Annotated in this window: 14 protein-coding genes; 10 read left to right on the forward strand and 4 right to left on the reverse strand. The window is 56.1% G+C overall.

From position 1 onward, the window contains the following. Positions 1-99 precede the first annotated feature (99 nt). Both ybbP and ybbA read right to left on the reverse strand, forming a co-directional pair. A complete protein-coding gene (gene ybbP, locus AWR26_RS19165) occupies positions 100-2,514 on the reverse strand; it encodes a putative ABC transporter permease subunit YbbP (RefSeq protein ID WP_064568128.1) in 2,415 nt (804 codons plus the stop codon). Beyond that, the gene (gene ybbA, locus AWR26_RS19170) at positions 2,511-3,197 is read right to left on the reverse strand and encodes a putative ABC transporter ATP-binding protein YbbA (protein WP_064569064.1); all 687 of its coding nucleotides are present in this window, start codon (positions 3,195-3,197) and stop codon (positions 2,511-2,513) included. The genes ybbP and ybbA overlap by 4 nt, the downstream gene beginning before the upstream one ends. On the opposite strand from ybbA, the gene tesA reads away from it, so the two are divergent. The 5 genes from tesA (at position 3,168) to AWR26_RS19195 (ending at position 6,964) form a co-directional block, all read left to right on the forward strand. Beyond that, a complete protein-coding gene (tesA, locus tag AWR26_RS19175; protein WP_064569065.1) occupies positions 3,168-3,791 on the forward strand; it encodes a multifunctional acyl-CoA thioesterase I/protease I/lysophospholipase L1 in 624 nt (207 codons plus the stop codon). The two genes, ybbA and tesA, sit on opposite strands and share 30 nt — an antisense overlap. Before the next feature lie 29 nt (positions 3,792-3,820). After that, entirely contained in the window at positions 3,821-4,591 is a 771-nt protein-coding gene (locus tag AWR26_RS19180; RefSeq protein WP_064568129.1) for an SDR family oxidoreductase, read from the forward strand. Positions 4,592-4,652: 61 nt separating this feature from the next. Further along, complete coding sequence (locus AWR26_RS19185; RefSeq protein WP_064568130.1) at positions 4,653-5,507, forward strand: co-chaperone YbbN; 855 nt, start codon at positions 4,653-4,655, stop codon at positions 5,505-5,507. Positions 5,508-5,591: 84 nt separating this feature from the next. Further along, positions 5,592-6,509: an SPFH domain-containing protein gene (locus AWR26_RS19190; RefSeq protein ID WP_064568131.1), complete on the forward strand. Its 918-nt coding sequence runs from the start codon at positions 5,592-5,594 to the stop codon at positions 6,507-6,509. Then, positions 6,506-6,964: an NfeD family protein gene (locus AWR26_RS19195; protein ID WP_064568132.1), complete on the forward strand. Its 459-nt coding sequence runs from the start codon at positions 6,506-6,508 to the stop codon at positions 6,962-6,964. Before AWR26_RS19190 ends, AWR26_RS19195 begins: the two co-directional genes overlap by 4 nt. Before the next feature lie 3 nt (positions 6,965-6,967). Here AWR26_RS19195 and cueR read toward each other — a convergent pair whose 3' ends face one another. Continuing rightward, on the reverse strand, positions 6,968-7,375 hold the full coding sequence (gene cueR, locus AWR26_RS19200) for a Cu(I)-responsive transcriptional regulator (RefSeq protein ID WP_043954557.1): 408 nt from the start codon (positions 7,373-7,375) through the stop codon (positions 6,968-6,970). Positions 7,376-7,546: 171 nt separating this feature from the next. On the opposite strand from cueR, the gene AWR26_RS19205 reads away from it, so the two are divergent. From AWR26_RS19205 to ybaK, 4 genes are all read left to right on the forward strand, one after another. Next, the gene (locus AWR26_RS19205) at positions 7,547-7,843 is read left to right on the forward strand and encodes a TM2 domain-containing protein (protein WP_007373606.1); all 297 of its coding nucleotides are present in this window, start codon (positions 7,547-7,549) and stop codon (positions 7,841-7,843) included. Positions 7,844-8,006: 163 nt separating this feature from the next. Next, positions 8,007-10,505, forward strand: coding sequence for a copper-exporting P-type ATPase CopA (copA, locus tag AWR26_RS19210; protein ID WP_064568133.1), 2,499 nt, complete (start codon positions 8,007-8,009; stop codon positions 10,503-10,505). A 90-nt stretch (positions 10,506-10,595) separates the two neighbouring features. Continuing rightward, entirely contained in the window at positions 10,596-11,405 is an 810-nt protein-coding gene (locus tag AWR26_RS19215) for a TraB/GumN family protein (protein WP_064568134.1), read from the forward strand. Positions 11,406-11,484: 79 nt separating this feature from the next. Beyond that, positions 11,485-11,964 carry a Cys-tRNA(Pro)/Cys-tRNA(Cys) deacylase YbaK gene (gene ybaK / locus AWR26_RS19220; RefSeq protein WP_043954561.1) on the forward strand — a complete coding sequence of 160 codons (480 nt, stop codon included), beginning with the start codon at positions 11,485-11,487 and terminating at the stop codon, positions 11,962-11,964. A 14-nt stretch (positions 11,965-11,978) separates the two neighbouring features. Here the strand turns inward: ybaK and ushA are convergent, their stop codons facing one another. Continuing rightward, positions 11,979-13,631, reverse strand: a complete 1,653-nt coding sequence (ushA, locus tag AWR26_RS19225) for a bifunctional UDP-sugar hydrolase/5'-nucleotidase UshA (RefSeq protein WP_064568135.1) — start codon at positions 13,629-13,631, stop codon at positions 11,979-11,981. Positions 13,632-13,800: 169 nt separating this feature from the next. On the opposite strand from ushA, the gene AWR26_RS19230 reads away from it, so the two are divergent. Next, positions 13,801-15,000, forward strand: coding sequence for an MFS transporter (locus AWR26_RS19230; protein WP_064568136.1), 1,200 nt, complete (start codon positions 13,801-13,803; stop codon positions 14,998-15,000). Positions 15,001-15,160: the final 160 nt, after the last annotated feature.

Consider the following 15,160-nt stretch of genomic DNA (forward strand, 5'->3'; position numbering starts at 1 on the left):
GCTACTAAATACTTTGAAACCAAGCATTTACACTTTGAAATGGAAACACACCATTAGAATTAATGGTGTGTTTTTCGTTAAGAAGTTATTGAGAAATGATTAACTGCTGAATTGACGAAACAGTGCTTTGCCCTTGAGCAGACGCGCACCAAGCCAACCACCACAGACGGAGAGCAGCAGCGCGCCACACAGCGGCAGGGTGATCCACAGCCGCCAGTCAGGCTGCCAGGGAAAATCAAACACCCGGGTTTGCAGTACGGCCAGCGCCGTTTCTGCGCCGATGGCCGCCACCAGCCCGGAGACTGCGCCCAGTAAGGCAAATTCGCACCATAACGTGGCGCGTAACAGCCGCTTCCCCGCGCCCAGTGTGCGATAAACCACCAGTTCCTGGTGACGCTGACGCATGCCTACCTGAACCTGTGCCAGTAGCAGCAACAGACCGCAGGCAGTGACCAGCACCACCATCACTTCCAGCGCCCGGCTTACCTGCTCCAGCACCTGGCCGACCTGTTTTAAAATTGCGCCAATATCCAGCAGGCTGACGGTGGGGAATTCCCGGTTAAGCTGAGTCAACATGCTGTTACCATTTTCCCAGCGGAAGCTGGTCAGCCAGCTTTGCGGCTGACCATCCAGCGCCCCTTGCGGGAAGATAAAGAAGAAATTAGGGCGCATGCTTTCCCAGTCAACTTTACGCAAACTGCTGATTCTGGCGCTGAACTCCTGCGTATCGCCCATAAAGGTTACGCTGTCGCCCAGCTTCAAACCAAGCCGTTCTGCCAGCCCCTCTTCGACAGAAACTTCACCCGATTTTGGCGGCCAGCTTCCTGCGGTGATCGGATTATGCTCCGGTCTCTGCTGCAGCCAGGTAAGATTCAGTTCACGGTTCAGTGCTTCATCCTGATTTCCCTCGGTGGATTGACCGTTAATCTGCGTCATCCTGGCCCGCACAATCGGATAGAACGATTCCGGGCGCACATGATGTTCAGCCAGGAACGCCTTCATCGGCGCCACCTGCTCCGGCGCGATATTGATCAGGAAATAGTTTGGGCTTTCCGGCGGCAACTGCTGCTGCCAGCGATCCAGCAGATCGCCGCGCAGTACCAGCAGCATCGCCAGCAACATAAAAGAGAGGGAAAATGCCGACAGTTGACTCAAGGTTGACCACGGTTGGCGCAACAGGCGATTCACCGCCAGACGCAGCGGTAGCGCTTTCAGGGTCAGCCGTTTTAAAACACTGAGCAGCAGCCAGCCGACCACACCGCATAACAACGCGAGCACTACGGCCCCCGCCAGCACCGACCACAGCAGCATACTGCCGCCCATCAGCCAGGCCAGCAGCGAAATCGCCACGGCGCAGATGACAGGAATATAGAACTTCAGCGGCCAGACGTTCGCCACCGCATCGCGGCGCAATACGCGCAACGGCTGCGTGGCTAACAGCAAGCGATAAGGACGTAATCCCACCAGCAGCGAAATCACCACCACCGCGCCAACAGCCCACAGCCACGGCCACAAGCTGGCAGGCGGCAGCGCAGCGGGAAGCACCGGTTTGAGCAATACCATCAACACGCTTTCAAAAGCCAACCCCAGTACGCCGCCCGTCACCACTGCCAGCGCCAGCACCAATAGCCACTGTCCAACAATCAGCTTGCGCAGTTGCGCGCGCCCGGCGCCAAGGGTTTTCAGCACCGCCACCAGATCGTAACGGCTGCGACAGTAGTGCGCCATCGCCACGGCCACCGCAGCCACTGCCAGCAGCAGGGTTAGCAGTGCCGAAAGCAGCAGAAACTGCTGCGAACGCTGAAGCGATTTACCGAGCGCCCCTTCATCCTGTTCCATCCCGTACCAGCGATGCTCCGGTTTTAGCTGCGGCAGCAGCCACTTTTCGTAGGCGTCGATCTGTGCGGGCGTACCCGCAAATTTTGCGCGCCAGCTTACCCGGCTCCCCGGCTGTACGGCGCCGGTCTTCGCCACATCCGCCGTATTCATCAGCAGGCGCGGCGCCATCTGGAAGGGGTTGAAACCGGAATCCGGTTCTTGAACCACTTCACCGGCGATATGTAACGTTGCATCGCCAACATCGATCGTATCGCCAACCTTCAAATTGAGCAGCGCCATCAGCCGTGGCGCCAGCAATACGCTGCCCGCCTGCGGCTTCAGCCCGGCCGGACGGGTTTGCAGCTCGCCATAAAGCGGGTAAAGATCGTCGACCGCTTTCACATCCGCCAGTTGCGGCGTATCTCCGGCGAAGGTCATGGTGTTAAAGCTGATTTGCTCGTTCACTTTCAGGCCGAGTTTGCGCGCCTCATCCAGCCATGCTGCAGGGATTTCGCGGGAACTGCGCAGCGCCCGATCGCCAGCCATAAAGTCGCGGCTCTGCTGACTCAGCCCTTTTTCCATCCGATCGCTGATGTTGCCGAGCGCCAGCACGCAAGCGACAGAAAGGCTGAGCGCCATCCAGACAATCAGCAGCGAGGGCGAGCGCCATTCACGCCAGAACCAGCGGGCAATCATGCTTCCTCCCGCAGTTCGCCATTAACCAGACGTAAGCGCCGGTTGCAGCGCGCCGCCAGCTGCGAATCATGCGTCACCAGAATTAATGTTGTGCCGTGCTGCTGATTCATGGAAAACAGCAGGTCGGCGATTTTGTCGCCGGTCTGTCGATCGAGGTTACCGGTGGGTTCATCGGCAAACAGCACGGCCGGACGACCGTTAAAGGCGCGCGCCAGCGCCACTCGCTGCTGCTCGCCGCCAGAAAGTTGCGCAGGCAGGTGATCGAGGCGCTTGCCCAGCCCCAGCTCTTCCAGCAGGGCTTTAGCGCTGCCGCGGCTTTGGCCGCCGTTTTCTCCGCGCAGCAGGGCGGGTAACTCTACGTTTTCCAGAGCATTAAGCGTGGGGATCAACATAAACGACTGAAAAACAAAACCCACATTCTGCGCCCGCAGTGTCGCTCGCGCCTCTTCATCCATCGCATGCAGCGGCTTACCCAGCAGATGAACCTCCCCACTGCTGCCATCATCCAGCCCGGCGAGGATCGCCAGCAGGGTTGATTTACCGGATCCCGATTCGCCAATCAGGGCGATGGTCTCGGCTGGTTTGACAACAAGCTCAACTCCGGTAAGGATGGAAAGCTCATGCTCCCCCTGACCGACGGACTTCTTAAGACGATGAACTTCAACAATGTTTTCCGCTGGCATTTGCCCTTCCTGTTGTTGCTTTTGTTAACCTTTCGCGCCGCGGCGGCGGACACGTTGCTGATTCTGGGCGATAGCCTGAGCGCCGGTTACCGCATGGCGGCGAACGCGGCCTGGCCCGCGCTGCTCAATGACAAATGGCAGCAGAAGCCGGTGGTGGTGAACGCCAGCATCAGCGGAGATACTTCGCAGCAAGGGCTGTCGCGTCTGCCCGCGCTGCTTAAAGAACATCAGCCGCACTGGGTACTGGTCGAACTGGGCGGTAACGATGGCCTGCGCGGTTTTGCGCCGCAGCAGACAGAACAGACGCTGCGTCAAATATTGCAGGCGATCAAAGCCGCCAATGCAAAACCGCTGTTAATGCAAATTCGGCTGCCCGCCAACTACGGTCGTCGCTATAATGAGGCGTTCAGCGCCATTTATCCTAAGCTCGCCAAAGAGTTGGATGTCCCTCTGCTGCCCTTTTTTATGGAAGAGGTCTATCTGAAACCACAATGGATGCAGGATGATGGTATTCATCCCAACCGCGATGCCCAGCCGTTTATTGCCGACTGGATGGCGACGCGACTGGCTCCTTTAGTTAACCACGACTCCTGAGCATTCAGGCACGCCCCGCAGGTAAAGTTATGCAAAAAACGGTCTTAATAACAGGATGTTCCAGCGGTATCGGTCTGGAAAGCGCGCGCGAACTCAAACGCCAGGGGTTCCGCGTACTGGCTGCCTGCCGCAAAGTGGACGATGTCGCCCGCATGAACCAGGAAGGCTTTACCGGTATTTTGCTGGATCTTGACGATCCGACGAGCGTCGAACGCGCCGCCGATGAAGTGATCGCTCTGACCAACAACCGCCTGTATGGTCTCTTCAATAATGCGGGTTACGGCGTTTACGGCTCGCTGGAAACCATCAGCCGCCAGCAGTTAGAACAGCAGTTCTCCAGTAACTTTTTCGGCACCCACCAACTGACGATGCGCCTGCTGCCCGCCATGACACCGCACGGCGAAGGCCGCATTGTGATGACCTCATCAGTGATGGGGCTTATCTCTACGCCCGGCCGCGGTGCCTATGCCGCCAGCAAGTATGCGCTTGAAGCCTGGTCCGACGCTTTGCGAATGGAGCTACGCCACAGCGGTGTCAAAGTCAGCCTGATTGAGCCAGGCCCTATCCGTACCCGTTTTACCGACAACGTTAATCAGACGCAGCGCGAAAAACCCGTGGAAAACCCCGGCATTGCGGCACGTTTTACCCTTGGCCCAGAGGCGGTAGTGGCAAAAGTGCGCCATGCTTTTGAAAGCGCGCATCCCAAAATGCGCTATCCGGTTACGCTGGTGACCTGGGCGGTGAGCCTGCTGAAACGCCTGCTGCCTGGGCGCATGATGGATAAAATTTTGCGGGGGTGAGTTGAAGGCGCAATATCCTCCCCCATGTAAGAACAATGAGTTAAAAAACAGAGAATTTCCTATGTCCGTACAGAATATTGTCAATATTACCGAAGTGAACCTGCAACAGGTGCTTGAGCAGTCGATGGCCACGCCGGTGCTGTTCTATTTCTGGTCCGATCGTAGCCAGCACTGCCAGCAACTGACACCGGTGCTGGAAAGCCTGGCCGCGCAGTACAACGGACAGTTTATTCTGGCGAAAGTCGATTGCGACGCTGAGCAAATGGTGGCGTCGCAGTTTGGTCTGCGCGCCATTCCTACCGTCTACCTGTTCCAGAACGGCCAGCCGGTTGATGGTTTCCAGGGGCCGCAGCCGGAAGAAGCCATCCGCGCATTGCTGGATAAAGTCCTGCCGCGTGAAGAGGAACTGAAAGCGCAACAGGCGATGCAACTGATGCAGGAAGGCAAGCACGGCGAAGCGTTGCCGCTGCTGAAAGAGGCCTGGCAGCTTTCGCAGCAAAACAGCGAAATCGGCCTGCTACTGGCGGAAACGCTGATTGTATTGAACCGCGCGGATGAAGCCGAGAACGTGCTGAAAACCATCCCGTTACAGGATCAGGATACCCGCTATCAGGGGCTGGTTGCGCAGATTGAACTGCTGAAAAAAGCCGCCGATACGCCGGAGATCCAGCAGTTACAAAAACAGGTTGCCGACAATCCGCAGGACGCGCTGCTGGCCACGCAACTCGCGCTGCAACTGCACCAGGTCGGGCGCAACGAAGAAGCGCTGGAGCTGCTGTTCAGCCATCTGCGTAAAGATCTCAGTGCCGCCGACGGCGAAGCGCGTAAAATGCTGCAAGAGATTCTTGCCGCGCTGGGAACCGGCGACGCGCTGGCCTCGAAATACCGCCGCCAGCTTTACTCCCTGCTTTACTAATTCCCCCGCTAAATTTGGCGATCGTGCTGTTTTGATCGCCAAATCGGGCTAAGATGGCATCAAATTAAACAGGAGGTTTTTTTGATGCCAATCGTCATTCTGGTTCTTATCTTTGTCGCGCTGGTGGTGGTTATTTCCGGCGTCAAAATCGTACCGCAAGGTTTCCAGTGGACGGTGGAACGCTTTGGCCGCTTTACCCGAACCCTGCAGCCGGGCCTGAGCCTGGTGGTGCCGTTTATGGATCGTATTGGTCGTAAAATCAATATGATGGAGCAGGTTCTCGATATCCCCTCGCAGGAAGTTATCTCGAAAGATAACGCCAACGTCACCATCGATGCGGTCTGTTTTATTCAGGTAATTGATGCGCCGCGCGCCGCTTATGAAGTCAGCAATCTGGAACAGGCAATCATCAACCTGACGATGACCAACATTCGTACGGTGCTCGGCTCGATGGAGCTGGACGAAATGCTCTCGCAGCGCGACAGCATCAACACACGCCTGCTGCACATTGTCGATGAAGCCACCAATCCGTGGGGCGTGAAGGTAACCCGTATTGAGATCCGCGATGTTCGCCCACCGGCAGAACTGATTGCCTCGATGAATGCGCAGATGAAAGCCGAACGTACCAAACGCGCTTATATCCTTGAAGCAGAAGGGATTCGCCAGGCGGAAATCCTCAAAGCCGAAGGGGAAAAACAGTCGCAGATTTTGAAAGCGGAAGGCGATCGTCAATCGGCATTCCTGCAAGCAGAAGCGCGCGAACGTTCTGCCGAAGCGGAGGCCCGCGCAACGCAGATGGTTTCTGAAGCCATTGCCGCCGGGGATATTCAGGCGGTGAACCACTTTGTGGCGCAGAAATACACCGAAGCGCTGCAACAGATCGGCTCGGCGAATAACAGCAAAGTCGTGATGATGCCGCTGGATGCCAGCAGCCTGATGGGTTCGATTGCCGGGATCGCTGAGCTTATCAAAGACAGCTCCAGCGAGCGGACTAAACGATGATCGCGCTGCTGCTCGAACACACCCATCTCGCCTGGCTGGTGCTGGGCGGATTGCTGCTCGCCGCCGAAATGCTCGGCGGTAACGGCTATTTATTGTGGAGCGGCGTGGCGGCAGTGATCACCGGTTTGCTGGCGTGGATCATTCCTTTCAGTTGGGAGTGGCAAGGGGTGCTGTTTGCCCTGCTCACCCTGCTGGCCGCCTGGCTATGGTGGAAATGGCTGAGCAGCCGGGTGAAACAGCAGAAACCCGCCGATGCCTCGCTTAATCTGCGCGGGCAACAACTGATGGGACGCCGCTTTCAGTTAGATAACGCTCTGGTTAATGGGCGTGGTCATATGCGCGTCGGCGACAGTTCATGGCCGGTCAGCGCCGATGACGATCTCGCCGCCGGCACGCGCGTCGAAGTGATTGCCGTGGAAGGCATTACGCTGCGGGTTAAAGCCGTGAGCGAATAGTGCTCACCCTTTCGCGTGATGGCAACAGCCGGAAAGGTTATCAATAATCGGGCACTCGGCGCTGTCATCGCCTGGGCAGGAATCCGCCAGCGCCAACAGTTGCGTGCGCATTACCTGTAATTCCTTAATATGACGCTCAATCTCCGCCACTTTTTGTAATGTCCGCGCTTTCACATCGGCGCTGTGGCGGGCCGGATCGTTGAACAACGTCACCAGTTCGCCGCACTCTTCAAGGTTAAACCCAACCTGCCGCGCCTGACGCAGCAGCGTCAGTTCGTTCAGATGCTGCTGGCTGTAACTACGGTAGCCGTTCTCGCTGCGTAGCGGCGGCGTCACCAGCCCTTTCTCTTCATAAAAACGAATCGCTTTGCTGGTTAAACCGGTTTTTTTTGCCACATCGCTGATATTCATTTTTTCACCTTGCTGCCGAACCTCTGATTTATAATATAAATCGCAAACATGTAATCAACCAAATATATCCATGTAACTAATATATTTTTTATTTACCCACCTTGCCGCTTCGCTATAACATGTGGCCGGATGTTTCAAAGAATGATAAATGATTTACACACAGGAGTGTTTATGAGTGATATGGCGTTTTGCCGTGGTTGCGGAAAGGAAATACATAAAGAAGCGGTGGCCTGCCCGCATTGCGGCGCGCCACAAAATATTGCCGGGAAGAAAAGCCGAATTTCCGCTGCGTTGTTCGCCTTCTTCTTAGGTGGTTTTGGTGCACACAAGTTTTATTTAGGGAAACCAGGACAGGGGATCCTTTATCTTCTGTTTTGCTGGACCTTTATTCCGGCGATCATCTCTTTCGTCGAATTTATTATTTATCTGTGCAACTCCGATCAGGAATTTGCCCGTAAATACGGTTGAGTTCGGCTCGCTGACAATCAACAAACCCCGCCCGATGCGGGGTTTGTTGTTTATAAACCGCTAATGCCATCATCGTGAATATAAGGCCTTGACCTTCCCCTTGATGGAAGGTTTAAGCTTCACTTCACTCAGTATTGAAGCACCACAACCAAGGAGATTTACCATGTCTCATACCATAGAACTAAACCTGGATGGCCTCTCCTGCGGCCATTGCGTTAAACGCGTCAAAGAGAGCCTGGAAAAACGCCCCGATGTTGAACAGGCGGACGTGACCATTGAACGTGCCGAAGTCACTGGCAGCGCCAGCGCTGATGCGCTGATCGCGACCATTAAAGAAGCCGGATACGGCGCGAGCTTAAGCCACCCAAAGGCTAAACCGCTGACAGAGTCATCACTCCCGTCGGAAGCACTGACAGCGGCCACCCCTGAGCTTCCGGCAGCCAGCGACCTTGATGACAGCCAACAGCTGTTGATCAACGGCATGAGCTGCGCCAGTTGTGTTTCCCGGGTACAAAAAGCCTTGCAGGCCGTACCGGGCGTGACGCAGGCACGGGTCAATCTGGCGGAGCGCACTGCGTTAGTCATGGGTAGCGCGCCCGCCGCTGAATTAGTCAGTGCCGTAGAGCAAGCGGGCTACGGCGCTGAAGCCATAGAAGATGATATTAAGCGCCGCGAGCGCCAGCAGGAAACCGCGCTCGCCACCATGAAGCGCTTCCGCTGGCAGGCGATTGTCGCGCTGGTGGTCGGCGTACCCATCATGGTCTGGGGCATGGTGGGTGACAATATGATGGTCACCGACAGCAATCGCGCCCTGTGGCTGTTTATCGGCCTGATTACCCTGGCGGTGATGATTGTCGCCGGTGGGCACTTCTACTCCAGCGCGTGGAAAAGCCTGCGTAACGGTGCCGCTACCATGGATACGCTGGTGGCGCTGGGAACCGGTGCCGCCTGGCTCTATTCGATGAGTGTTAATATCTGGCCGCAGTGGTTCCCAATGGAAGCCCGCCATCTGTATTACGAAGCGAGCGCGATGATTATCGGCCTGATAAATCTCGGCCATATGCTGGAAGCCCGCGCCCGCCAGCGTTCATCAAAAGCGCTGGAACGCTTACTGGATTTAACACCGCCAACGGCGCGGGTCGTTACTGACGACGGCGAAAAAAATCTGCCACTGGCAGAAGTACAGCCGGGAATGACATTGCGTCTTACCACCGGCGATCGCGTGCCGGTAGATGGCGAAATCAGCCAGGGCGAAGCCTGGTTCGATGAAGCGATGCTGACCGGCGAACCCGTGCCGCAGGAAAAAAGTATCGGCGAAAGCATTCACGCCGGGACGGTGGTGCAGGACGGTAGCGTCCTGTTTACCGCCAGCGCGGTCGGTAGCCACACCACCCTTTCGCGCATCATCCGGATGGTGCGTCAGGCGCAAAGCAGCAAGCCGGAAATTGGTCAACTGGCCGACCGTATTTCGGCGGTATTTGTGCCGGTGGTGGTCGCTATCGCCCTGCTCAGCGGCGCAATCTGGTACTTCGCGGGTCCTGCGCCGCAAATCGTTTATACGCTGGTGATCGCCACCACCGTGCTGATTATTGCCTGCCCGTGTGCGCTGGGGCTGGCAACGCCGATGTCGATTATCTCCGGCGTCGGTCGCGCTGCGGAATTTGGCGTGCTGGTGCGCGATGCCGATGCTCTGCAACGCGCCAGTACGCTGGATACGATCGTGTTTGATAAAACCGGTACCCTGACGCGTGGCAAGCCGGAAGTGGTCAGCGTGAAAACGCTGAATGGCGACGATTCGGCGGCGCTGCGTCTGGCGGCGGCGCTGGAGCAAGGTTCCAGCCACCCGCTGGCGCGGGCGATCGTGGAAAAAGCGGGCAGCGATGCGCTGCCGACGGTGAATCAATTCCGCACGTTACGCGGGCTGGGCGTCAGCGGTATTGTCGATGGACGCACTGTATTGCTCGGCAATCAGGCTCTGCTGGCAGAGCAGAAGGTGGATACCCGCGCGCTTGACGATGAGATAGCCGCTCAGGCCAGCCTTGGAGCAACACCAGTGCTACTGGCGGTGGAAGGCGTCGCCACGGCGCTGTTCGCTATTCGCGATCCGCTGCGCGATGACAGCGTGGAAGCCCTGCAACGCTTGCACCGCGCCGGTTATCGCCTGGTGATGCTTACCGGTGATAACCCCATTACGGCCAACGCGATTGCCAAAGAGGCCGGGATTGATGAGGTGATTGCCGGCGTTCTGCCTGATGGCAAAGCCGAGGCGATCAAAAACCTGCAACAGCAGGGTCGCCAGGTGGCGATGGTGGGTGATGGAATAAACGACGCGCCGGCACTGGCGCAGGCCGACGTCGGGATCGCCATGGGCGGCGGCAGTGATGTTGCCATTGAAACTGCCGCGATTACGTTGATGCGCCATAGTTTGCTGGGCGTCGCTGATGCGCTGGCGATTGCCAAAGCGACGCTGCGCAATATGAAGCAAAACCTGCTGGGGGCGTTTGTTTATAACTCGCTGGGTATTCCGATTGCTGCCGGAATTCTCTGGCCGCTGACCGGCACCCTGCTCAACCCGGTTGTGGCGGGTGCGGCAATGGCGCTCTCCTCCATTACGGTGGTCAGCAACGCCAACCGTCTGCTGCGTTTTAAACCTCACCAGTAACCAGCCAATGTTACCCCGCCGTTCAGGCGGCGGGGTTTGCACCTTGCAGCCTGCCGCGTTAGCATGGGATTTTTCACCCGGAAAGCGCGTATGACTCTGTTTCAACGATTGAAAAACTTCTTTCTCGCGCTTCGTGTGCGCCGCTACCGCTGGCCAGCAATGGATATCACGCTGCCCGGCGGCCAGCATCTGCACCTGGTCGGCAGTATTCATATGGGCACCTATGGCATGTCGCCGCTGCCGGAATTGCTGCTGCAAAAACTGCGTCATGCCGATGCGCTGATCGTCGAAGCGGATATTGCCGGTTCCGATTCCCCTTTTGAAAACCTTCCTCCCGCAACGCCGCTTGAAGAGCGCCTGAATCCACAACTTCTGCGCCAGCTTGAGCAGACACTGCAAACCCTTTCGCTGTCGCGCGAGGAGTTTGAACAGCGCCCCGCCTGGCATATCGCGCTGGTGCTGCAGGCTACCCAGGCTCAACGGTTGGGGCTGCGCCCGGAGTATGGCGTCGATTATCAACTGTTGCAGGAGGCCCAGCAGCATCAGGTCAGCGTGCTGGAACTGGAAGGCACCACCAGCCAACTGGATATCCTGCGCCAGTTACCCGATGACGGCATTGAACTGCTACAGGACACCTTAACGCACTGGCATGAAAATGCGCGCCTGTTACAGGTGATGATGAGCTGGTGGCTGGAAACGCCGCCTGCTGCAGAACAGCTCAGCTTACCGTCAACCTTCAGCCAGCCGCTGCATGATGTTCTGATGCATCAGCGTAATGAAGCGTGGTGCGATCGCTTGTTTGCGCTGCCTCCGGGACGTTATGTGGTGGCAGCCGGCGCGCTTCATCTCTATGGCGATGGCAATCTTCCGGCACTGCTGCAACAACGGATGGCGCAATAGCGCAAGATGGTACTATTTTTGTTGAGGCACACAGGCGTATGCTTATGGCGTGAAATGACTGTGGTAAGAAGGATTTGCTATGACTCCCGCCGTGAAATTACTCGAAAAAAACAACATCTCTTTTCAGGTGCATACTTACGATCACGATCCCAACGAAACCAATTTTGGCGATGAAGTGGTACGCAAGCTGGGGCTGAATGCCGATCAGGTCTATAAAACGCTGCTGGTAGCGATTAACGGCGATATGAAACATCTGGCCGTAGCGGTTACGCCGGTCGCCGGTCAACTGGATTTGAAAAAGGTCGCCAAAGCGCTGGGGGCAAAAAAAGTGGATATGGCCGATCCGATGGTCGCACAGCGCAGCACCGGGTATCTGGTGGGTGGCATCAGCCCGCTGGGGCAGAAAAAGCGCCTGCCGACGTTGATTGACGCACCGGCGCAGGAATTCGCCTCGATTTACGTTTCCGGCGGCAAACGCGGGCTGGATATTGAACTGGCGGCGAGCGATCTGGCAAAAATGCTGGACGCGAAATTTGCCGATATCGCCCGCCGCGATTAACGCTTATGAGCTGGTTACTGCCAGCTCACTTCCCCTTTCGGTTCGAAAGCAGCCGCATCCAGCGGCGAGTTTTTCTGAATAAACTCTTTTAGCACTTCAGCATCGATAAAACCGGTATTCACATAGCCCGCTTTATTATCAAGACGCGGATAACCATCACCGCCGGTGGCATTGAAACTTAGCGTTGCCAGGCGGTATGTTTTCGCTGCATCAACCGGTTCACCCTTGATCTTCAGATCGTTGAGCTTGCCGTCTTTCGCGACAAAACTGACGTTAGCAAACTGCGGATAGGCGCCGGAATCCGGCTTCATCTGCGCCACAGCAGTGAGATAATCCGTCAGCTCTTTGCCGGTCAGCGTTGCGTAAACCAGCGTATTGCCAAACGGCTGCACTTTCAGCACATCTTTATAGGTGATGTCGCCCGCTTCAATGGAGTCACGCACGCCGCCGCCGCTCATCACCGCCAGATCCGCGCCAGTGCGCGCCATTTGCGCAGCCAGAATCACCCGCGCCAGGTTGGTTTGCACAAAACGGACTTTACTGCGATCCCCTTCCAGATGACCGGTGGTGTTACCGATTTTCACCTCCAGTTGCGCTTTGCCTTTGTTCTGGAATGGCGTCAGCAGCGACAACATCTGCGGGTTTTCAGCAATTTCCGGTGTGTAGAGTACGCGCTCACTTTTGCCGTTATCGTAGGTGACTTTCTTCTTCAGGTTGACCGGAATCAGCTGATAGCGCACCAGTTTCATCTCTCCGTTGCGGAACTGGAAATCGGCGCGACCAACGTATTTACCCCATTCATGGGCCTGCACAATCCAGATACCGTTCTGCTGATCGGGCGCACACGGCGTTCCGGGCACGTAATCGACCTGCTTTTTGTTCTCGGAAGCCATGCACACAGGATCTTGTGAGTGACCACCCACAATCATCGCCAGCGCCCCTTTCGGCAGGCTGCGCGCCATCTCCACATCGCCCGGCGCATTCGAGCCGTGCTCGCCATTGTCGTAATGGCCCATATGAGTGGTGGCGATGATCACGTCTGGTTTTTCGTTCTGCTGAAGTTCCTGAATCACCAGCTTCGCTTCTTCAGCAGGCTTACGGAATTCGATATCGGTGAAAAACTCCGGGCTGCCGATTTTGGCAGTGTCATCGGTGGTTAAGCCGATCACGGCAATCTTTAGCCCCTGGCGATTAAAGATCATCCACGGCTTAAACAGACGTTCGCCAGTGCTTTTTTGGTAAATATTGGCGGACAGGAACGGGAACTTCGCCCACTTCTCCTGCTGACGCAGGACGCTGAGCGGATTATCGAATTCATGGTTGCCGACAGCCATGGCGTCATAACCAATCAGGTTCATGCCGCGAAAATCTGGTTCAGCATCCTGTAAATCGGATTCGGGTACGCCAGTATTGATATCGCCGCCGGAGAGCAGCAGTACGCTGCCACCCTCGGCCGCCACTTCTTTACGAATGCCATCCACCAGCGTCTTTTGCGCCGACAGCCCATATTCGCCGTAATCACTGCGCCAGAAGTGGCCGTGGTGATCGTTGGTATGCAAGATGGTGACGTTATAAGTTTTGTCCTGCTCGTATGCCTGCACCTGCCAGCTTGCCATGCCCATCGTTGCCAGCAGCGCCAACGCGGCGCGCTTTGGTAGCCAATTCATGCTTCTCTCCCTGACCCATTGATAAAAACCCGAAATTACAATGCTGAACAATAATAGACAAATATGTTTTCAGCATTGCGACTTCCTTCAAAGCATCCACGCAGGTAATGTTAGGCAGATAACAATTACCGTTCTTCTTTCCTCTTCTGACAAAACATACGTGGTATTTATGGCAATCAGTGAAACGTCGCAGACTCCTCCGGTCGCACGCACCTCGTTCGGTATTCTTGGCGCTATCAGCCTTTCGCACCTGCTTAACGATATGATCCAGTCGCTGCTGCTGGCGATTTACCCGCTATTGCAGGCCGATTTTTCCCTGTCATTTGTGCAGATTGGGTTTATCACCCTCACCTTCCAGGTCGCCTCCTCGCTGCTGCAACCGGTGGTCGGTTACTGGACGGATAAACATCCGATGCCGTGGTCGCTGCCGATGGGTATGTGTTTTACCCTCAGCGGACTGGTGCTACTGGCGCTGGCGGGTAATTTTACAACGGTGCTGATTGCCGCCGCGCTGGTCGGCACCGGTTCTTCGGTGTTCCACCCGGAATCTTCGCGCGTGGCGCGCATGGCTTCCGGCGGCCGTCACGGGCTGGCGCAATCCATTTTTCAGGTTGGTGGCAATTTTGGCGCTTCGCTCGGCCCGTTGCTGGCGGCGGCGATCATTGCGCCTTACGGTAAAGGCAACGTCGCCTGGTTTGTGTTGGCCGCTCTGCTGGCGATCATCGTGCTGCTGCAGGTGAGCCGCTGGTATGCAGCCCAGCACCGCGTGAATAAAGGGAAAAAGATAGCTGTGGTGAATAATCCGCTGCCACGCAATAAAGTGGTGCTGGCGGTCTGCATTCTGCTGATTCTGATTTTCTCTAAATACTTCTATATGGCGAGTATCAGCAGCTATTTCACCTTTTATCTGATGCATAAGTTTGATTTATCCGTGCAAAACGCGCAGATACATCTGTTTATCTTCCTGTTTGCGGTTGCCGCGGGCACCGTTATCGGCGGGCCTTTGGGCGATAAGATCGGCAGAAAGTATGTCATTTGGGGGTCTATCCTCGGCGTTGCCCCTTTCACTCTGGTTTTACCTTATGCATCTCTCTTCTGGACCGGAATTTTGACGGTGATAATTGGTTTTATTCTTGCATCGGCTTTCTCCGCCATTCTGGTCTACGCTCAGGAGCTGTTGCCAGGGCGTATTGGCATGGTTTCCGGGCTGTTTTTTGGTTTCGCCTTCGGTATGGGCGGGCTTGGCGCTGCGGTGCTGGGGCTGGTTGCCGACCACACCAGCATCGATTTGGTCTACAAAATATGTGCTTTCCTGCCGTTACTCGGGATTCTGACGATATTCCTGCCCGATAACCGCCCACAACATTGATTTCCCTGCGGTCAAAATCCTTCTTTGGCCGCTGCTTTCTATTGCCTCTCCTCATCTGCCGTGCGATTTCTGTTACGGATGACCCTATTGCGCCTTTTTTTCTGCCAAATTGCTGTTTTATTCATAATTCAACAATTATTCATAAACATACCGGTGAAAA

It is taken from the genome of Kosakonia oryzae, assembly GCF_001658025.2.
Lineage (GTDB): Bacteria > Pseudomonadota > Gammaproteobacteria > Enterobacterales > Enterobacteriaceae > Kosakonia > Kosakonia oryzae.